Source organism: Achromobacter sp. EG18, assembly GCF_059759395.1.
The window spans coordinates 4366045-4385619 of sequence record NZ_CM186213.1; the positions used below are offsets into that span (position 1 = coordinate 4366045).

16 protein-coding genes are annotated in these 19575 nt (G+C 64.9%); 4 read left to right on the forward strand and 12 right to left on the reverse strand.

Annotated features, from left to right (window positions below):
- Nucleotides 1-31: 31 nt before the first annotated feature.
- Both AC6CR5_RS20055 and AC6CR5_RS20060 read left to right on the forward strand, forming a co-directional pair.
- A complete protein-coding gene (locus tag AC6CR5_RS20055; protein WP_498084863.1) occupies nucleotides 32-1714 on the forward strand; it encodes an ABC transporter permease subunit in 1683 nt (560 codons plus the stop codon).
- 19 nt (nucleotides 1715-1733) lie between these two features.
- The gene (locus AC6CR5_RS20060) at nucleotides 1734-2495 is read left to right on the forward strand and encodes a DeoR/GlpR family DNA-binding transcription regulator (protein WP_054485529.1); all 762 of its coding nucleotides are present in this window, start codon (nucleotides 1734-1736) and stop codon (nucleotides 2493-2495) included.
- An 8-nt stretch (nucleotides 2496-2503) separates the two neighbouring features.
- Here the strand turns inward: AC6CR5_RS20060 and AC6CR5_RS20065 are convergent, their stop codons facing one another.
- The 4 genes from AC6CR5_RS20065 to AC6CR5_RS20080 form a co-directional block, all read right to left on the reverse strand.
- Nucleotides 2504-3505, reverse strand: a complete 1002-nt coding sequence (locus tag AC6CR5_RS20065) for a Bug family tripartite tricarboxylate transporter substrate binding protein (RefSeq protein ID WP_006389572.1) — start codon at nucleotides 3503-3505, stop codon at nucleotides 2504-2506.
- Nucleotides 3506-3657: 152 nt separating this feature from the next.
- A complete protein-coding gene (locus AC6CR5_RS20070) occupies nucleotides 3658-5253 on the reverse strand; it encodes a rhodanese-like domain-containing protein (RefSeq protein ID WP_054441320.1) in 1596 nt (531 codons plus the stop codon).
- Nucleotides 5254-5255: 2 nt separating this feature from the next.
- Nucleotides 5256-6467, reverse strand: a complete 1212-nt coding sequence (gene metC / locus AC6CR5_RS20075; RefSeq protein ID WP_054441318.1) for a cystathionine beta-lyase — start codon at nucleotides 6465-6467, stop codon at nucleotides 5256-5258.
- A 5-nt stretch (nucleotides 6468-6472) separates the two neighbouring features.
- Nucleotides 6473-7060 carry a cysteine dioxygenase family protein gene (locus AC6CR5_RS20080; protein ID WP_150101941.1) on the reverse strand — a complete coding sequence of 196 codons (588 nt, stop codon included), beginning with the start codon at nucleotides 7058-7060 and terminating at the stop codon, nucleotides 6473-6475.
- Between the two features lie 122 nt (nucleotides 7061-7182).
- On the opposite strand from AC6CR5_RS20080, the gene AC6CR5_RS20085 reads away from it, so the two are divergent.
- Nucleotides 7183-8064, forward strand: a complete 882-nt coding sequence (locus AC6CR5_RS20085) for a LysR substrate-binding domain-containing protein (protein ID WP_006389568.1) — start codon at nucleotides 7183-7185, stop codon at nucleotides 8062-8064.
- A 47-nt stretch (nucleotides 8065-8111) separates the two neighbouring features.
- Here the strand turns inward: AC6CR5_RS20085 and AC6CR5_RS20090 are convergent, their stop codons facing one another.
- The 8 genes from AC6CR5_RS20090 to AC6CR5_RS20125 all read right to left on the reverse strand — a co-directional run bounded on the left by AC6CR5_RS20090 (nucleotide 8112) and on the right by AC6CR5_RS20125 (nucleotide 18279).
- On the reverse strand, nucleotides 8112-9116 hold the full coding sequence (locus AC6CR5_RS20090) for an asparaginase (RefSeq protein ID WP_498084864.1): 1005 nt from the start codon (nucleotides 9114-9116) through the stop codon (nucleotides 8112-8114).
- Nucleotides 9109-10026, reverse strand: coding sequence for a ParB/RepB/Spo0J family partition protein (locus tag AC6CR5_RS20095; protein WP_437262726.1), 918 nt, complete (start codon nucleotides 10024-10026; stop codon nucleotides 9109-9111). The genes AC6CR5_RS20090 and AC6CR5_RS20095 overlap by 8 nt, the downstream gene beginning before the upstream one ends.
- A gap of 44 nt (nucleotides 10027-10070) precedes the next feature.
- Complete coding sequence (locus AC6CR5_RS20100; RefSeq protein ID WP_024070803.1) at nucleotides 10071-10883, reverse strand: GNAT family N-acetyltransferase; 813 nt, start codon at nucleotides 10881-10883, stop codon at nucleotides 10071-10073.
- A gap of 8 nt (nucleotides 10884-10891) precedes the next feature.
- A complete protein-coding gene (locus AC6CR5_RS20105; RefSeq protein WP_006389564.1) occupies nucleotides 10892-11689 on the reverse strand; it encodes a ParA family protein in 798 nt (265 codons plus the stop codon).
- Nucleotides 11686-12375 (reverse strand): 16S rRNA (guanine(527)-N(7))-methyltransferase RsmG, encoded by a 690-nt coding sequence (gene rsmG / locus AC6CR5_RS20110; protein WP_238880510.1) that lies wholly within the window; start codon nucleotides 12373-12375, stop codon nucleotides 11686-11688. Before rsmG ends, AC6CR5_RS20105 begins: the two co-directional genes overlap by 4 nt.
- Nucleotides 12372-14291, reverse strand: coding sequence for a tRNA uridine-5-carboxymethylaminomethyl(34) synthesis enzyme MnmG (gene mnmG, locus AC6CR5_RS20115; RefSeq protein WP_006389562.1), 1920 nt, complete (start codon nucleotides 14289-14291; stop codon nucleotides 12372-12374). The genes rsmG and mnmG overlap by 4 nt, the downstream gene beginning before the upstream one ends.
- Before the next feature lie 2515 nt (nucleotides 14292-16806).
- A complete protein-coding gene (locus tag AC6CR5_RS20120) occupies nucleotides 16807-17013 on the reverse strand; it encodes a cold-shock protein (protein WP_006389561.1) in 207 nt (68 codons plus the stop codon).
- Between the two features lie 231 nt (nucleotides 17014-17244).
- On the reverse strand, nucleotides 17245-18279 hold the full coding sequence (locus AC6CR5_RS20125; protein WP_054514182.1) for an AbrB family transcriptional regulator: 1035 nt from the start codon (nucleotides 18277-18279) through the stop codon (nucleotides 17245-17247).
- 114 nt (nucleotides 18280-18393) lie between these two features.
- On the opposite strand from AC6CR5_RS20125, the gene AC6CR5_RS20130 reads away from it, so the two are divergent.
- The gene (locus AC6CR5_RS20130) at nucleotides 18394-19560 is read left to right on the forward strand and encodes a pyridoxal phosphate-dependent aminotransferase (protein ID WP_006389559.1); all 1167 of its coding nucleotides are present in this window, start codon (nucleotides 18394-18396) and stop codon (nucleotides 19558-19560) included.
- Nucleotides 19561-19575: the final 15 nt, after the last annotated feature.

The window sequence follows — 19575 nt, forward strand, 5'->3', positions numbered from 1 at the left end:
CCGCCACGCCGGCACGCGCGGGAGTCATGGCATGAACACGGTTCGTATCGGCGCCGCCACTTCGCCGCGGGCCAATCGCTCGTCGGCCTCCCTGGATCGACTGCTGCTATGGACCTGCGTCGGCATCCCGATGGCGGGCCTGGCGCTGTTCTTCCTGTATCCATTGGCCACGGTCGGCTGGCGCAGTCTGGTGGAAAAGGACGGCGCTATCGGCCTGGGCAATTACGCCGACGTGTTCGCCAACCGCGGCATCCTGACCGCCACCGCCAACAGCCTGACGATGAGCGCGGCCACCACCGCCGTCAGCCTGCTGCTGGGCTTTGCCATCGCTTTCGGGCTGGACCGCAGCCGCATGCGCGGAAAGGCGCTGGTCAAGCTGGCGCTGGTGCTGCCGCTGCTGGCACCGTCGCTGGTGCAGGGGCTGGGGCTGATCTTCATCCTTGGACGCAACGGCCTGGTGCATCGCTGGACGGGCTGGGAATTCGACATATACGGGTTCTGGGGCCTGCTGATCTCCAACGTGTTCTACGCCCTGCCCCAGGCCGTGCTGATCCTGCAGGCGGCGCTGCGCAACACCGATGCGCGCTATTACGACGCGGCCGAGGTGATGGGCGCGTCGAGCGCGCGGCAGTTCTTCGACATCACGCTGCCCAACTGCAAGTTCGGGCTGCTGAGCGCGGCGTTCGTGGTGTTCGTCATCACCATCACCGACTTCGGCAACGCCGCGGTGATCGGCGGCAACTACCGCGTGCTGGCCACCGAGATCTACAGCCAGGTGTCGGGGCAGATGAATTTCGGCATGGGCTCGGTGGTGGGCATTTTGCTGCTGCTGCCGTCGCTGATCTCGGTGCAGATCGAACGGGTGGCCTCGCAACGCCAGTTCGGCGCCGCCTCGCCCAGCGGACTGCGCGTCACGCCGCAGCCGGCGCGCGGCCGCGACCTGGCGTTCACGGCCGGCGTATTGCTGTGCGCCAGCGCCATCGTGGTGACGGTGGGCACGGTGGTGTTCGCCAGCTTCATGCGGCTGTGGCCCTATCGCATGGAATGGACCCTGAAGCACTACGACATCACCGTCAGCGGCGGCTATGCGCCGCTGTGGACTTCGCTGTACCTGTCGCTGGCGGCCGCGGGCGGCGGCGTGTTGCTGTTGTTCTTCCTGACCTTCGGCGTATGCCGTATCCCCCGCGCGTGGGCCAAGCTGGTCTACCTGGTGTCGGTGCTGCCGGTGGGCGTGCCGGGGCTGGTATTGGGGCTGTCCTACATCTTCGCCTTCAACTCGCCTTCCACGCCGCTGTACGCGCTATACGGCAGCGCCGCGCTGATCGCGCTGTGCAACTTCTACCACTATCACACGCAAGGCTTCCTGACGATGATGACCGGCATGCGCGCGGTGCCGCAGGCGCTGGAGGAGGCGGTGAGCTGCCTGGGCGGCGGCACGTTGCACATCGTGCGCGATGCGGTGCTGCCGCAGATCGCCCCAACGGTGCTGGGCGTGTTCTTTTTCCTGTTCATGCGTTCCATGGTGACGCTGTCGGCGGTGATCTTCCTGGTCACGCCGTCGGTCAGTGTCGCGCCGGTTTCCGTACTGCGGCTGGACGAAGCCGGGTTCGTCTCGCAGGCCGCGGCCTATTCGACGCTTATCATGCTGGTCGTGGGTGGTTCGCTGCTGGCGATGCGCGCGTTGATCGCGCTGCCGGCGCGACGCCGCAAATAGAGATTAGGAAGCATCCGATATGTGGCAAGAAGAGCGGTATCAGAGAATCCGCGCCCTGCTGTCTTCCCTGCAGCAGGTATCGACCGACCGTATCGTCGGCGAACTGGGGGTATCGCGGGAGACCGTCCGGCGCGATCTGCTGGAGCTGGAGGCGATGGGCGAATTGCGCCGCGTGCATGGCGGCGCCGTGCCGGTGCACAGCGAGCCGCCCATCACGGAACGCGTGCATACCCGCGTCAAGTACAAGCGCGCCATCGCGCGCGCCGCGGCCGGTTTGGTGACGAGCGGGCAGACGCTGTTCCTGGACGCCGGCAGCACCACCAGCATGCTGGCGGACGAGCTGGCCAAGCTGAGCGGCCTGACCCTCATCACCAATTCGTTCGACGTGGCGCTCAAGGTCGGCGCCGCCGGCAACGGCGCCAATGAACTCATCATGCTGGGCGGATCGGTGGGCGGGCCGGTGTGCGCCACCGCCGGCGACATCACCATCGCCGAGATCCACCGCTACCGCGCCGACGTGGCGTTGCTGTCGCCGGTGGGCGTGGATGCCGAATGCGGCGCCACCAGCTACGACCTGCGAGAGGCCGAAGTGGCGCGCGCCATGGCGGCCAACGCCAAGCAGCGCATCCTGCTGGCCGACTTCAGCAAGATCGGCCTGTGCAGCCGGGTGTCGTACTGCGAGGTGAACCGCATCGATCACCTCGTCACCAACACCAATGCGCAGAAGCAGCCGGCCTTCGCGGCCCTGAAGGCCGCGGTCGGCAAGGTTCTGGTGGCTTAGCCGCCGCTTCAATCCACCGACACGCCCGCAACCTTCACCATGTCGGCCCAGTACGTGGTGTCCTGTTGCAGGCGCTTGCCGAACGCATCGGGCGCGCTGCCGACGGGCTGGCTGCCGCCGGCCTGGATCTTGGCGATCACGTTGGGCGATTTCATGGCCTGCGCCACAGCCTGCGCCAGGTAGGCGATGCGCTCGGGCGGCGTGCCGGCCGGCGCGAACAGGCCGTACCAGTCGTCGGCCGTGATGCCGTCCATGCCGGATTGGCCAAGCGTGGGCGCGCCCTTGAAGATGCCGATGCCGTTCTCATGGCTCAGCGCAAGAATACGCAGCTTGCCGGCCGCCACCATCGGCTCGGCCGAGGCCGGCGAAGTGATCAGCATGTCGACGGTGCCGCCCATCAGGTCGGTGATGGCGGGCGCGGCGCCGCGATACGGCACGTGCACCAGTTTCACGTTGGCCTTCTGCGACAGCAGAGCGCCCATCAGATGGCTCATGGTGCCGTTGCCGGGCGTGGCGTAGGTGATGACGCCGGGCTGCTTGCGCGCGGCGTCCAGGTAGTCGCCCAGCGACTTGTAGGCGCTTTCGCTGCGCGCCACCAGCACCAGCGGCGCCGAGGTGATCTGCGAGATCGGCACGAAGTCCTTGAGCGGATCGAAACCCACGTTCTTGTACAGGCGCGGGTTGACCGCCATGACGCTGGTCTGCGACATCACCAACGTATAGCCGTCGGGCTTGGCGCGCGACACCTGCGAAGTGCCGACGTTGCCGCCCGCGCCGGAACGGTTTTCCACCACCACGCTCTGGCCGGTGATCGCCCCGAGTTCCTGCGCGATCAGGCGCGCCACGCCATCGTTGCCGCCCCCGGGCGGGAACGGCGAGACCACGGTGATGGCCTGCTTGGGGTAGTCGGCCAGGGGCGCGGGCGCCTGGGCGTGGGCGTTCAGCCCCCACGCCAGGCAGGCCAGGGCGGCGGCGGTCTTGCAGGCATGTTGCAGCTGGTACTTGTTCATCGATATTTCCCCTTGTGATTGGCGGCCGGATGCTCGGCCGTCCATTGCATTTCGGTTCGCCATGAACCGTCCGCGCCCCGTCGGCGAAGCGCCGGGGCGTGCTGATCGGATGAAGCGTGTGGCGTGGCCACGGGGGCAGTCCGCCCCGATGGTCACCCCGCCGGGAAGCGATACGCGGCGCGTTCGCGCGCGTCGATCTGCTTGACCAGGTTGGTTTCCCAGGCGAGGTACTGACGCGCCGCGGCCTTGTTGCCGTCGTGGCGGTCGTGCACGAAAAACAGGTAATCGATGCAATCGCGGTCGGCGGGCGTGGACGGCGTGGATTCCAGCGCGATGCCCGCCGCCGACCAGCCGGCCGCCGTGCCCAGGTTGACGGCAACGTCTCGCGCGCCGCGCGCCCGCAGGTCCGCCGCGGCCCAGGCGGCCACCGCGAGTTCCTCGGCCAGCAGCACCAACGGACGTGCCGGGTCCAGCGCCAGGCCGGCAAAGCGCGGCCGGATGGCCCATTGCGCTCCCGCGATGTGTTGGGCGCGATAGCGCATGCTGGGGCGGATGTCGATGAGTTGCGCGCCTGCGGCCAGCGCGGCGGCCAGCGCCGCGTCATCCAATACCTTGACCGGCGGTTCGGCGATCGGGGCGACAGCCGCTTGCAGGTCGGCCCCCACGCCTTCCTGCAGCACGCTCGCGTCCCAGCCCATCTGGCGCAACCAGCTGGCCACCACCGGGGCGCGCACGCCTTCGCCATCGAACACCACGATGCGCGCGCCACGCACGGCCACGTACTGGTCGGTGGCCTGGATCAACTGGCCGCCGGGCGTGTGCTGCGCGCCGCGCAACGAGCCTTGCGCGTACTCCTCGGCACTGCGCACGTCGCACAGGAAGGTGCTGCGGCCCGTGTCGGCCAGCCAGCTGCGCACCTGCGCGGCGTTCACCCACGGCACGCCATGGCGTTCGGCCAGGCCGGCCGAGCGTTGCGCCAGCGCCGGTATATCGGCCGCGGCAACGGCATCCTCATATCGACGGCTGGCGCCATGATCGAGCTTGAAATCCGCCAGGTACCAGCCCTGGGTGCCGTTCTCCAGCGCGTAGACGGGATTGGGCACGCCCAGGTTGATGAGGGTCTGCGCGCCGATGATGCTGCGGGTACGGCCGGCGCAGTTGACCACGATGGTGGTCTTCGGATCGGGCGCCAGGCCGTGCGCGCGCAGCGCGAGCTCGCCGTTGGGGCAGCAGATGCCGCCGGGGATGCTCATCTTCTGGTATTCGGCGTAGGGCCGGCCGTCGAGCACGATCAGGTCGTCGCCACGACGCTGGCGCTCGGCCAGTTCGGCCGCGCTGATGCGCGGCGTGTGGAAGACTTCTTCGGCGAGCTCGCCGAAAGTCTTGCTTGGGACATTGACCCCGGCGAAAGCGGCGTAGCCATCGCGTTGCCATTGCGCGATGCCGCCTGCGAGGCGGTGGACCTGCGTGTAGCCCACGGCCCGCAAGGCCGCAGCTGCGCGCGCCGCGACGTCATCGTCATCCCCCGCGTCGTAGACCACCACGCGCGCATCGCGCCGCGGCGCCAGGCGCGCGATATCGGCCTCGAGCCGGCTGAACGGCACCGGCGCCGCATAGAACAGGTGGGACTCGCCGTATTGGCCATGCTCGCGCACGTCCAGCAGCGCAATCTCGCCGCCGTCATGCAGCCAGCCCTTGAGGGTGTGCGAGTCGATATCGGCCAGTTTCAGGTCGGAATGGGAATGCATCGTTAAATCCGCAGGGAATCGGGGGAATGGGAATTCAGGGCCGCCAGGACGGGCCGCAATTGGCCGAATGCCTGTTCGAGATCGGCGATCAGGTCGTCCGGATCCTCCAGCCCGATATGCAGGCGCAGCATGGCGCCATGCGGGGCCACGGGCAGGGATCGCGCCTTGGCCAGATTGACGGGTATCACCAGGCTCTCGAATCCGCCCCAGGATGCGCCGATGCCGAACAGGCGCAGCGCGTCGATGACGCGTTCCATGTCGGCATCGGCGATGCCGGCGGCGAACTCCAGCGTCAGCAGGCCGTTGGTGCCGCTGCACTCGCGGCGCCAGACCGCGTGCGCGGGGTCGTCAGGCAGGGCCGGGCACAGCACGCGCGCCACTTCCGCCCTGCCCTGCAACCACTGCGCCACGCGCAATGCGCTGCGGGCATGTTGCGCCAGGCGCAGCGGTAGCGAACGCATGCCGCGTAGCACCAGATAGGCATCGTCGGCGCCGACGGTCTGGCCGAAATCGATGCTGGCGCGTTCCAGCGCGCGCCAGGCGCGGGCATTGGTCACGACCGCGCCCATCATCACGTCGGCGTGGCCGCCCAGGTATTTGGTGGCGGCGAGAATCGAGATGTCCGCGCCCAGCGCCAATGGCTGGCACAGCAAGCCGGACGCCCAGGTGTTGTCCACAGCCAGCCAGCAATCATGGCGTTGCGCCAACTCAGCCAGCTGCCGCAGGTCCGGCATTTCGTAGGTGAGCGAACCCGGCGACTCGGCATAGATCATGCGCGTGTTGGGACGCAGCAGCTGCGCCAGGCCGGCGCCGTCCGGGGGATAGAAAGTGAATTCGATGCCCAGCCGCGACAGGTGCTCGGCGCAGAAGCGGCGCACCGGTTCGTAGACCGCATCGGTCACCAGCACGTGGTCGCCGGCGCGCAGATAGGCCAGCAACACGATGGCGATGGCGGCCTGCCCGGTGGGGTACAGCTGGGCGCGATGCCCCTGCTCCAGCTCGACCAGCGCGTCTTCCAGCGCGTGCGTGCTGTCGGTGCCGCGCGCGCCGTACGACGGCAGGCGTTCCTGTTCGCGGCGGGCGCGGGTGTCGCGCCAGGCCGCGACGCTGTCGAACACATAGGTGCTGGCACGCGTGACCGGGGTGTTGACCCAGCCGGCATGGGGACGCCCGGCGCGCAGCAGGCGCGTCGCGGACCGCAGGGGCTTGTTCATGATGGTCAGCGGCGGGTCTGCACGCCGATCGGCATGACCTTGCAGGTGCCGGCGGCCAGGTCGAAGGCCAGCCGCTCGGTCAGCGTTTCGAGGGCGCGGCCGTACATGTGCAGGTGGCGGATGACGCTATCGCCCTGGATCTCGACGGCATGGATATCGTCGGGCATCAGCGCGATGCCGGTGCCCGGCCCCACCACCACGGTCCCGGTCTTTTCCAGGCGGCCCACGCCGGGCACGGAGCCATCGTCGGTGCGGTCATAGACATAGTTGTATTCCACGCCCTCCACGGCGGCGATACAGGCCCACGTGGTGTGGTTGTGCGGCACGATCTGCTTGCCGGGACGCATCACGTTCAGGTAGAGCGCGTAGCTCTTGTCGGCGTCCTCGCCGATCAGGTAGCGCGCCTGGCGTTCGCCCTCTTCCGGCGCCGGGTAGCGATCCTGGGCCCACCAGTCGATATGACTGGCCAGGCCGATCAACTCGTCCAGCACGACCTTCAGGCTGTCACGGTTCAGGCCCTTATTTCCTAAAGTATTTTTAATATTTCCGATGGCGCTGTCGATGCCTTGTTGCTGGGGATGCGTGGTGCTCACAATGACTTTTCCTCTTGTTTCATGAGTTATTGCAGTCACTGTATCGCCGCGCGCGAGCGCCAACAATTTAAATTGCCTTAATATTCCATAAGCATCTCTAATACTTTCGACTCGCTGCTCCCATGCGCAATCTCGACCTGGACCTGCTGCGCACGCTGACCGCGATCGCGCGCTACGAAACGTTTTCCGAAGCGGCCAACCGGTTGCACAAGACGCAATCGGCGGTGACGCAGCAGATGCAGCGGCTGGAAGCGGCCATCGGTTTGCCGCTGTTCGAGAAACAGGGGCGCAACAAAGCCTTATCCACGCATGGACGGCGCCTGGTCGAATACGCGCGCCACATGCTGGCCATCAACGATGAAGCGCTGCGCGCGCTGCAGGATGCCCCGCTGGAAGGCGACCTGCGGCTGGGCGCGCCACTGGACGTGGCCGACACCATCCTGCCGACCCTGCTGACCCATATCGCGCGCTCGGCGCCGCGCGTGAAACTGGAGATCCGCACCGATCGCAGCCCATTCCTGATGGACGCATTGCGCGCCGGAGAACTGGACCTGACCATCTCGACCCGCTTCGACCAGGAGTTCGAGGGCGTGGCGCTGCGCACCTCGCCCACGGTGTGGCTGGCCTCGGCCGACTACGTGCATGACCTCAACGCGCCGGTGCCGCTGGTGCTGGCCGACGAACCCAGCATCTTCCGCCGCCTGGCGCTGACCGCGCTGGAACAGGCGCAGGTGCGCTGGCACACCAACTACGTGGCGCCCAACCTGGTGAGCATCAAGGCCGCCTTGCGCGCAGGCCTGGGCGTGACCGCGCGCAGCGTCGAACTGCTGGCCCCGGAAATGCGGGTGCTCGGGGAAAAGGAAGGCCTGCCACCGCTACCGGACGTGACGTACTTCCTGTGGATAAGGCGAGACCTGATCAATCCGCTGACACGGCAGGTCTACGACATGCTGCGCAGCAACCTGGGATTGGCGCGTGGCGCGGATGCGCCACCCAATCCATGACGCGGCAGGCAGCGCGGCGGCCCGAGACAGGCCACCGTGCGCATCGCTCAATAGCGGTCGAAGCAGCGCTGCAGCGCCGCGGGTTCACGCGTGACGCACAGCGCCAGCATCAGCAGGATGCGGGCCTTCTGCGGATTCAGGTCGCCGGCGGCGATGAAACCCAGCACCGCGTCATCCAGTTCGACGTCGCGCGCGACGAAACCGCTGCCGGTGCGGCTGGAGCGCAGCACCGCGACGCCATCGGCGGCGGCGCGGGCCAGGGCGTCGATGGCCAGGTCCGTGGCGTTGCCGTCGCCCACGCCCGCCAGCACGATGCCATCGGCCTGGCGCGCGATGAAATCGATGACGTCGCCTTGCAGGTCGGCATGCGCATAGACGATGTCCACGCGCGGCCAACCGGCCTTCTCCAGCAATGCGAGTGAAAACTCGCTTTGCATGCCGTGCGTGGTGGTGTTGCGCGAATAGAAGCACGGCGTGCCGCCATGCATCACGCCGGCGCGGCCGCGGTTGGGCGAGGCAAAGGCGTTGATGCCTGCGCTGGCGATCTTCTGGATCTCGCGAGCGTAGTGCACGTCTTCGTTCATGACGACCAGCGGCCCGCGGCCGCGCGCGTCGGGATGGCGCGCCAGCGCCACTGCGTTGTACAGGTTCGCCGGGCCTTCGGCGCCCAGCGCGGTGGCCGGCCGCATCGCGCCCACCAGCACCACGGGCTTGTCGTGGCGGATCACCAGGCTGAGGAAGTAGGCGGTTTCCTCAAGCGTGTCGGTGCCGTGCGTGATGACGATGCCGGCAACGGAAGGATCCGCGCACAAGGCTTCGACACGCTGCGCCAGCGCGCGCCACACGTCGTGTGTCATGTTCTGGCTGCCGACATTGGCAACCTGCTCGGCGCGGATCTCGGCCAGGCCCGCCAATTGCGGCACCGCGGCCAACAGGTCGCCCACCGAGAACAAACCCGCCTTGTAGCCCGCGGACGTGGCATCGGCCTGGGCGCCGGCGATGGTGCCGCCGGTAGCCAGCACCGCGATGACGGGGAGCGCCTGCTCAGGCATCGACCACTCCGGACAGGCCTTGGCGCTCGAGCAGCGAATTCAGATGTTCCCAGCCGTGGAAGTCGATGACGATCTGGCCCTTTTCCTTGGCTCCGACCTTCAGCGCCACGCGCGTGCCCAGGTGATCGGACAGGGCTTCTTCCAGGCGCGTCAGGTCGCGCGATACGCCGTTGACCTTTTTCTTGGGCGACGCCGCGCTCTCGGCTTCCTTGGCGGTCTTGGCGACCAGTTTTTCGGCTTCGCGCACCGACAGGCGGCGCGCGATGATCTGGTTGGCCAGCTGGATCTGGGTGGCGGCATCCACCGCCAGCAGCGCGCGCGCATGGCCCATGTCGACGTCGCCGGCCAGCAGCATGGTCTGCACCGCCGACGCCAGGTTCAACAGGCGCAACAGATTGCTGGTGGCAGAACGCGAACGACCGATGGCCTGGGCGGCCTGCTCGTGGGTCAGGCCGAATTCGTCCAGCAGGCGGCGCACGCCATGCGCCTCTTCGAGCGGATTCAGGTCTTCGCGCTGGATGTTTTCGATCAGCGCCATGACCGCCGCGTTTTCGTCGGCGACCTCGCGCACCAGCACCGGCACTTCCTTCAGGCCGGCCAGCTGGGCGGCGCGGAAACGGCGTTCGCCCGCGATGATTTCGTAATGGCCGGGCGCGTCGCCGAGCGCGCGCACCAGAATGGGCTGCATGATGCCTTGCGTGCGGATCGACTCGGCCAGCTCGCCCAACGCGCCCTCGTCCATGCGAGTGCGCGGCTGGTACTTGCCGGCTCGCATCTTCGAAACAGGCAAGGTGGACGGCAGACCCTCGGGCTTGGCCGGAGCCTTGCCGATATTGTCGATGGCAGGCGCGTCGGCGCCCAGCAAGGCGTCGAGTCCGCGACCCAATCCCTTGGGTTTCTTGGTGGCCATAGTTAAATCCTCTTTCCTTCTGTTTTTGGTATCCCGAGCCGGGCTCAGGCGGCCGCCTGCTCGGCGGGCAGGCGGTACCAATACGCGTAACAGTCTTTGAAACCGTAGCGGCCATACAAAGCGCGCGCGGCGGTGTTTTGCGGTTCCACCTGCAGGTAGGCCGTGGTGGCGCCGTCTTCGACGCACAACGCCAGCAGATGGTCGACCAGCGTCGCGGCATGTCCCTTGCGCCGCTGGCCGGGATCCGTCACCACGTCGAACAGGCCGGCCAGTTCGCCGTCGCGCACGGCCATGCCGCCGGCCACGCATGCGCCAGCGGTATCGAATGCCAGCACCGGCAGGATATCCACAGCCAGGCCCTCCAGGCGCGCCTGGTGCTCGGCGATGTGCTCGGGGCGGGACTCGCGCATGCGACCGACCGCCGCCGCAAAGCGCGCGGCGTCCACTGTCCTGAAAACCAGATCGCCCCGGGCGGCCAGCCTGGGAGCGAGCGGCATGCTCATGACTCGGGTCTCTTCGCCAAGGAGGTAACCCCGCGACGCCAGTTCGGCATCCAGGGTGAAATCCGGACCGATGGAGGTCAGGCGCAACACCATGGGCAGGCCATGGCGCGCGTACAACGTTGAACAATACGCCAGCCGCTCATCCAGCGGACGTGTGGATAACCCCAGCACGTTGATGCTGCGTACCCGTTTGGCCGACGATGGCGCATAGCGCACCAGCCAGCCGTCGTACAGCACCTGCGCGCGCACCGCCGTGGCGTTGAGCGCGGCCTCTTCCAGCCGCACGCGCAGCGCGTCGCGCGCATCGGCGGGCGGCGTGCGGGCGTCTGGGGACAGGTGCATGACGGCGGACATACAGCGCTTCAGCTCAGCTCGCGCACGCGCTCGATCATTTCGGCGCCGAACGAGATGTAGGCCTGCGCGCCCCGCGAAGCGCGGTCGTAGACCACGCCGGGCATGCCGTAGCTGGGTGCTTCGGCCAGGCGCACGTTGCGCGGCACGACGGTCTTGAAGACCTTGTCGCCGAAGTGCGATTCGAGTTGCGCCGACACCTGCTGCTGCAGCGTCATGCGGGGGTCGAACATCACGCGCAGCAGGCCGATGACACGCAGGTCGTCGTTGATATTGCGGTGCACGCGCTTGATGGTGTTGACCAGGTCGGACAGGCCTTCGAGCGCGAAGTACTCGCACTGCATCGGGATGATGACGCCGTGGGCCGCGGCCAGACCGTTCAGCGTCAGCAGCGACAACGTGGGCGGGCAATCGATCAGCACGAAGTCGTACTGGCCGGACACGGTGTCGATGGCGGTCTTGAGCTGGCGCTCGCGCTCGTCCATCTGCACCAGGTCGATCTCGGCGCCGGACAGTTCGCGGTTGGCGGGCAACACGTCGTAGCCGCCCGACTCCGAACGCACGCGGGCCTGTTCGATGGTGGCTTCGCCGATCAGCACCTGGTACAGGTTGGACTCGAGCGAATTCTTGTCGATGCCGCTGCCCATGGTGGCGTTGCCTTGGGGATCCAGGTCCACCAGCAGCACGCGTTGCTTGTGCGTGGCCAGCCCGGCCGCCAGGTTGATGGCGGTCGTCGTCTTGCCGACACCACCCTTCTGGTTGGCGATGCAGAAAACGCGGGCGGTCGAGCTGGGGGGTAGGTTCTTCATAGGGTTCCTTGACTGCGGCGCATCCAGATCAGGCAGCGTTCCGCTTGCAGCTCCGGCACCTGGAGCGGCTGTATGTGGTCGACTTGCCATTCCCCACGCGCGTGCAGCGCCTGGATTTCATCATCCGGGACCTTGCCCTTCATGGCGACGAGGGTACCATCGTTGTCCACATGTCTGCCTGCGAGCATCGCAAAATCCTCCAAGGATGCGAATGCCCGCGACGTCACAATGTTGCAACCGGCGGGTTCCAGCGTCTCAATGCGCGCATGACGCGCCTGCAGATTGGGCAGCGCCAGGGCGCCGCTCATCTGTCGGACGAATGCGGTTTTCTTTTCAACGGCGTCGATGCAGGTCACCGACCATTCGGGCCGCATGACGGCCAGGACCACGCCGGGCAGGCCGCCGCCCGATCCGACGTCGTAGATCTTTGCCGGCGTGCCGGGCGCGCCCAGCGCTTCGCTGAACGGCCCCACGGCGGCCAGGCTGTCGAACAGGTGCTGCACCAGCATCTGTTGCGGATCGCGGATGGCGGTCAGGTTATAGGTGCGGTTCCAGCGCTGCATTTGCGCCAGGTAGTTCAGCAGCTTGGCGGCCACGGCGGCGTCGGCCTGCAGCCCGAGCTGCCCGAAGGCATGGGACAGGCGGCCGGCCATGTCCGCGCCGGCCGGGTTGGCGTGGGCGCTCATGCGGCTTGCTTGCGCGAGCCGTAGTGCAGGCGCTTCAGGTGGATGAGCAGCAGCGAGATCGCCGCCGGTGTCACGCCCGAGATGCGGCCGGCCTGGCCGATGGTCTCGGGACGGTGCGTCTTGAGCTTCTGGCGCACCTCGAACGACAGGCTGGTGACGGCGTCGTAATCGACGTCCGCCGGAATCGGCTGTTGCTCGTGGGCAATCTGCTTTTGGACTTCGTCCTGCTGGCGGGCGATGTAGCCGGCGTATTTCACCTGGATCTCGACCTGTTCGGCCAGCACCTCATCGGCGGCCACACCCGGGCCCGCCAGTAGCGTACCGTCGGTATTGCGGGCGGCCATCAAGGCTTCATAGGAAACATTGGGCCGTTTCAGCAGGTCCGCTAGTGAGTACTCACGTTCAATTGCCTTGCCCAGCAGCGGCTCGGCCACTTCCTGCGGCAACACGCGGGGATTGACCCACGACGATTTCAAGCGTTCGACTTCGGCCGCGACGGCGTCGCGCTTGCGGTTGAAAGCATCCCAGCGGGCATCGTCGACGATGCCGAGCTGGCGGCCGATTTCGGTCAGGCGCAGATCGGCATTGTCTTCGCGCAGGCTCAGGCGATATTCGGCGCGCGAGGTGAACATGCGGTACGGTTCGGTCACGCCACGCGTGACCAGGTCGTCCACCAGCACGCCCAGGTAGGCTTCGTCGCGACGCGGCGTCCACTGCTCGCGGTCCAGTGCCGACAAGGCGGCGTTGACTCCGGCGAGCAAGCCTTGGGCGGCGGCTTCTTCGTAGCCGGTCGTGCCGTTGATCTGGCCGGCGAAATACAGGCCGGCAATCGCCTTGGTTTCCAGGGTGCTCTTCAATCCACGTGGATCGAAGTAGTCGTACTCGATGGCGTAGCCGGGACGCAGGATGTGCGCGTTCTCCAGGCCGGGCAAGGAATGGATCAGCGCGAGCTGCACGTCGAATGGCAGGCTGGTGGAGACGCCGTTGGGATAGACCTCGTGCGTGTCCAGGCCTTCCGGTTCCAGGAAGACCTGGTGCGATTCCTTGTCCGCAAAGCGATGGATCTTGTCTTCGATCGACGGGCAGTAGCGCGGGCCGACGCCTTCGATCACGCCGCTGTACATCGGGGAACGATCCAGGCCGCCGCGGATGATGTCATGGGTCCGGGCATTGGTATGCGTGATCCAGCACGGCAGTTGCCGGGGATGCATGGCCACACTACCCATGTACGAAAACACCGGAATCGGATCCAGGTCACCGGGCTGTTCTTCCAGAATGCCGTAGTTGATGCTGCGACCGTCGATGCGCGGCGGCGTGCCGGTCTTCAAGCGACCTTGCGGCAACTGCAATTCCTTCAAGCGCTGGCCCAGCGAAATCGCGGGCGGATCACCGGCTCGGCCGCCCGAATAGTTCTGCAGGCCCACATGGATCAAGCCATTCAGGAACGTACCGGCTGTCAGCACCACCGTCTTTGCCCGGAACTTCAATCCGACCTGGGTCACGGCGCCAACCACGCGATCGCCCTCCACCATCAGGTCTTCCACCGCTTGCTGGAACAACCAGAGGTTCGGCTGGTTTTCCAGGCGGCCACGGATGGCCTTGCGGTACAGCACCCGGTCGGCCTGGGCGCGGGTAGCGCGCACAGCCGGCCCCTTCGAGCCGTTCAAGATACGGAATTGAATCCCCGCCTCGTCCGTCGCCAGCGCCATGGCACCGCCTAGGGCATCGACTTCTTTGACGAGATGGCCCTTGCCGATCCCACCGATGGAGGGATTGCAGGACATTTGGCCTAGGGTCTCGATGTTGTGGGTCAGCAGCAGCGTCTGGGCACCAGTACGCGCCGCAGCCAGCGCCGCTTCGGTACCGGCGTGACCGCCACCGACGACGATGACATCGAATTCGCGGGGATAATCCATGATGGGGAGATAAGAGAGCGTTCGGTGCTCATTATAGAGGCAGGGTGGGCATGTTTCACGTGAAACATGGTTGGACTGGGCAAAGCCAACCTCGAAGGGACTGGGTTTTGCAAATTGGCAACGCGCCTAAGGCTGACGGCGTTTGAATATGTCGGCATTTGCCGGTGTTTCGGTTCGATGTTTCACGTGAAACACCACTCCTGACGGAGCAGGCTATGCCTCGCATAAAGGGTGAATAGAAGATTGGCGTGCAGTGTCCAATACAGTTCACCTTTCCGGTCATACCTCTAGGAACTCACTCTGAGGTCCGTCTACGGTCGAACTCACCAGTCGTCTCTATGCCGTGAGGATGTTTCACGTGGAACATTGCATGCTCCACATCTGCAAACACACGTGCGAAAGCCCCTTCACCGCGGCCCTTCCATCGGCACGTCGTATCGACCCCTGCCATGCCTTCGGCCTTACTGTTTCACGTGGAACATCGACCTCCGCAGCTGGAATGCTACTATGAGGCGGGCTGTCGTCCCTTTCCTGAAGTCATTGACGCCTGTTCTTTGCATCTACCCGCCGCACAACATGCGGAGAGCATGGGCAAACCGCCATCTTTTCTACTGTGCGTCGCATCTATAGAGAGCCAAATTATACTTTCCGTCTGCGGGTGTTCCACGTGAAACATCAAAAGCCACTTGCCTAATGCGCCCTGGAACACCGGCATCGCCTGCCCACCCGGTCGACCGGCGACTTCCGACGCCTGCAGCTGGATGCATCGATATCCACCGATGACAGCCTGACTTCGGTTTCACGTGAAACCAAATCAGCAAAAAAAGTGATTTACTAGCCCTTACCCTACCCCTCCCCCCGGAAAACAGAATTTTTCCGTTTCACGTGAAGTCCTTTGCCGGCGATAAGTGTAGGAGCATCAAGCCGTGCCTCCCCAAAACGTGCCCCCGTGTACCATCAAATGAATGTCACCCGTCATTCAGCTGAAACATAGAAGTCCTAGGACCAACTTGTCACATCGGCTCGGCAATACATACGGGGCACCGGGCAGCGACAAAGTGTATGGCACGCTTCGCAGCGACATCAGAAACAAACACTCGAGGCGAGGAGATCCTGTCGCCGCGATCAATGCGTGTTTGCGTCGCCGAAATCCATATCGAGTAGATCGTCGCGAACTCAATGCAGAAAAAGCGATGGCGGCGGAGTTCCAGGCTCTCATACGGCGACTTATCCACCAAGCCATCCACATCAGCGCGGCGGTTTCACGTGGAACAACTGTGGGGATAAGTCGCCTGCAAAGTCGGCGGAAAGATGCGGGAGGGGTGCCATGCGACTGCGCACTCTTGCGTTGGAGAACAAATACCCATAATCGGGAAAACGCACAAATCCGCAATGAAAGCGAGGAAAACCGCGCTTCAGGCATCGCCCTTCCGTTCCCATAAGAGCTGGCTTCGCCTACCAGATCCAAACCATGTGCGACATGCGCATTCCGGTGGACAAAAATGTGGATAAGCTTCGACTATCGATCCGATAAGCAAGCCTCGCAGCCAGGTCACGACATTCCAGATCGGCCGGCCCAGGCAGTCAAACCTGCCCACCTCCCGGCCGCAAGCGCGGGAACTTCGATTCTCTTCGCCAGTCCAACCGCCGCGCCTGACCATCACCTTGTCCACAGACTCTTCCGTGTCGGTCGGCCACCGCCTTTTGTGCATAACTCGCAAAGCCAATGGATGGGCGGGACAATCATCTTGCTCCTCGCCGGTCCTTTGCGCCATCATCCTTTCGGCCGAGGCACGGACACCCGCCGGCAATGCGGACCGCTGGTTGTGGAAAAGTCGCTTGCCGATTCGCGCCGTGAAATTCCTTCACATGAAGTCCGCCGCGGTCCTTCAAAACGCGCGGCAATCCAGTGTCCATGACATCAGAGGTCGCTCGGCGGGCGCCTTCCCCCTTCGGCAAAGAGCCGCTATCCCCATTTCTATCCACAGGTTGAACGCTCGCCTTTTGGCTAATCCAGGCATCATTCTGTGCATAACCGGGATGGGGATATCTTTGTGAACAACCGCGCCTGGAAACGGCAAAAATGCCGTTCCTGGTGAAAAGCCGTCTCGTCCGGCTGCGGGAGAATGGCCGGCGGCGGCATTGAAAAAAAGGCGTAAATGCCTGGTTTTCCTGGGGAAATGCGTTATTTCCCCCTGCATGCCCTTGGGGAAAGAGTGCTGCCAGCCCGCGGCCGATGACGGTGGGACAACACCATGGATTCAACCCAAAAATGTGCAAAACCATTATTCCGAACGCGCCGTTGCTTCATTACTGCGCAACGAATTGCTCATGCCCGAAAATAATTATCCACAAACTTATCCAAAGGCCGAGAATATGTTAGTGATTACTAACTGTCTCTATGCAGCGCGTGAGAATGCGCCGCGGCCCCAAAGAAACAACGCCCCAGACCGCGAGGTTCTGGGGCGTTGTAGCCAGGCCTGGCCTGGCACACGGGAAATTGGGATTTCCCGATTTAGAGCGGGCGAATTTCGGCCGCTTGAGGTCCTTTCGGACCATCCTTGACTTCGAATTCGACTTCCTGGCCTTCGTTCAGGCTGCGATAGCCGCGGCCCTGGATGGCGGAAAAGTGTGCGAAAACATCGGTACCGCCGGCGTCCGGCGTAATGAAACCGTAACCCTTGTCAGCGTTGAACCACTTAACTTTGCCCTTCTGAGCCATTTTCCTAGCGTCCTGTAATTAACGAGATGCAATGAATCAAGGACGCCGTGAGAACTGAACGACCGGTAGGGATACCTGCGTTGCTGCTGCGTTCTCGCTTGCCGCAAAAGCGGCAGACAAGTCCGCGCGCTGCTTGAATCAACTGCGGAAACCAGCATACTCATCCAGCATTACAGACTCATATAGTTGTTTTCCCCAATGTCGTATTTTTCTGACTGGAACCCAATACCGCTACGCGGAATTTGCGTTGCGACGCGCCAGGAACGCGTACATCGGGCCGGTGACCAGCACGACGAACACCATGCGGGTCACATGGAACGCAGTCACCACGGGCACGCCCAGCTGCAGCACCTTGGCCGTGATCGCCATCTCGGCGATTCCCCCCGGCGTGGTGCCCAGGATGAGCGTCGGTATCGGCGCCGCCGACCATAGCGACAACAAGGCGCCCAGGCCGAACGCCAAGGCCAGCGCCACCACGGTGAAAGCCGCCACCACCGCGATGAAGCGCGGCGCGGCACGAAAGAAGTCCGGCCGATAACGATCACCCAGCGACCAACCGATAAGCAACTGGCCGACCTTCGGCACGTAATCGGGCAAGGCGGAAAGCTCGATGCCGCATGCAGTCAGAGTCATCGCCGCCAGCATCGGTCCCAATACCCAGGGATTGGGCCAGCGCAGTTTCATGAAGCACAGGCCACCCACGCAGGTCAGCGCAACCAGCGCGGCCAGCCCGCCAGCGTGCACCGTACGCGGACCCGGCACCGTCGGATCCAGGCCCGCCACGCCCCACCACTGGAAGATGAACGGCACGGTCACCACCACCAGCAGCACGCGCACACTGTGCGCGGTCGCCACGCGGTCGATACGGGCACCGTGGCGTTCGGCCAGGCTGGCCATTTCGCTGGCGCCGCCAATAGCCGAAGCAAACCACGCGGTCTTGAAATCGACGTCGGTATAGCGCCGCAACAGCGCGGTGCCGATGAATGCCAGCCCCAATGCGAACAGCATGCCCACGACGATGGGACCGGCATTGGCGCCGATATGGTCGATCACCTGCGGCGTGAAATACAGGCCCAGCGAAGTGCCGATCACCCATTGGCCGGCATTGCGCGCCGGCCGCGGGCACACCGTTGCCCCGCCCGCGATCCGCACCGCCGCGGTAAGCAGCAACGCGCCCAGCATCCACGGCAGCGGCAGATGCGCCCACACCGCCAGCAACGCGCCGGCCAGTGCAATCGCCAAACCGCCCGCCACCCTCCACAACATGTTCCGAAACACGATACCGCCCACGCCATAAGCTCATGAGAATCCCGAATTATGAGTTAGTGGGATACTTACGAAAACTCTTGCGCACACCCAGCGTTCCTTTTCGCGTCCACCATGATCCGATCCAAACTTCCCGACGTCGGCACCACCATCTTCACCGTCATGAGCCGCCTGGCCATCGAGCACAAGGCCATCAACCTGGGCCAGGGCTTTCCGGACTTCGATCCCGATCCCGCGCTCTGCGCGCTGGTCAGCAAGGCCATGGCCGACGGCCACAACCAGTACCCTTACATGCCCGGCGTGGCGCCGCTGCGCGAGGCCATCGCCGCCAAGACGCAGTCGCTGTACGGCCGCGCCTACGATCCCGAAACCGAGATCACCGTCACCAGCGGCGCCACCGAAGCGCTGATGGCCACCGTACTGGCCGCGGTCGGCAGCGGCGACGAAGTGGTCGTCATCGAGCCCTGCTACGACTCCTACCTGCCGGCCATCCGCCTTGCCGGCGGCACCGCGGTGCCGGTGCCGCTGCGCGCGCCCACCTCGGACGATCCGTACTACCGCATCGATTGGCAACGCGTGCGCGACGCCATCACTTCCAAGACCCGCCTGCTGATGCTGAACTTCCCGCACAACCCCACCGGGGCGGTGCTGGACGACAGCGACCTGGACGCGCTCGAAGCCATCGTGCGCGACACCGGCGTGCTGCTGGTGTCGGACGAGGTCTACGAACACATCGTGTTCGACGGCAAGCCGCATGCGAGCATTGCGCGCCGTCCGCTGCTGGCTGAACACGCTTTCGTTATCTCGTCGTTCGGCAAGACCTACCACACCACCGGCTGGAAAATCGGCTATTGCTGCGCGCCGCGCCAGCTCAGCGCGGAGCTGCGCAAGGTGCACCAGTTCATGGTGTTCACCGTGCCGTCGCCGATGCAGTTCGCGCTGGCCGAGTTCATGCGCGATCCCAAGCCCTACCTGGATTTGCCAGCCTTCTACCAGGCCAAGCGCGATCGCCTCTCGCAAGGCCTGGCCAAGACGCGCTTCAAGCCGCTGCCCAGCCCGGGCACGTTCTTCCTGTTGGCGGACTACAGCGAGATATCCAAACAGAACGAAGCGGACTTCGCGCGCGATCTGACAGTGCGGCATGGCGTGACGGTGATCCCGGTTTCCGCCTTCTATCAACGGCCCGACGCCGCCGATTCCAACCACCGCATCGTGCGCTTCTGCTTCGCCAAGAAAGACGCGACGCTGGACGCGGCGCTGGAGCGCTTGGCGCAAGTCTGACGCCACGCGACACAC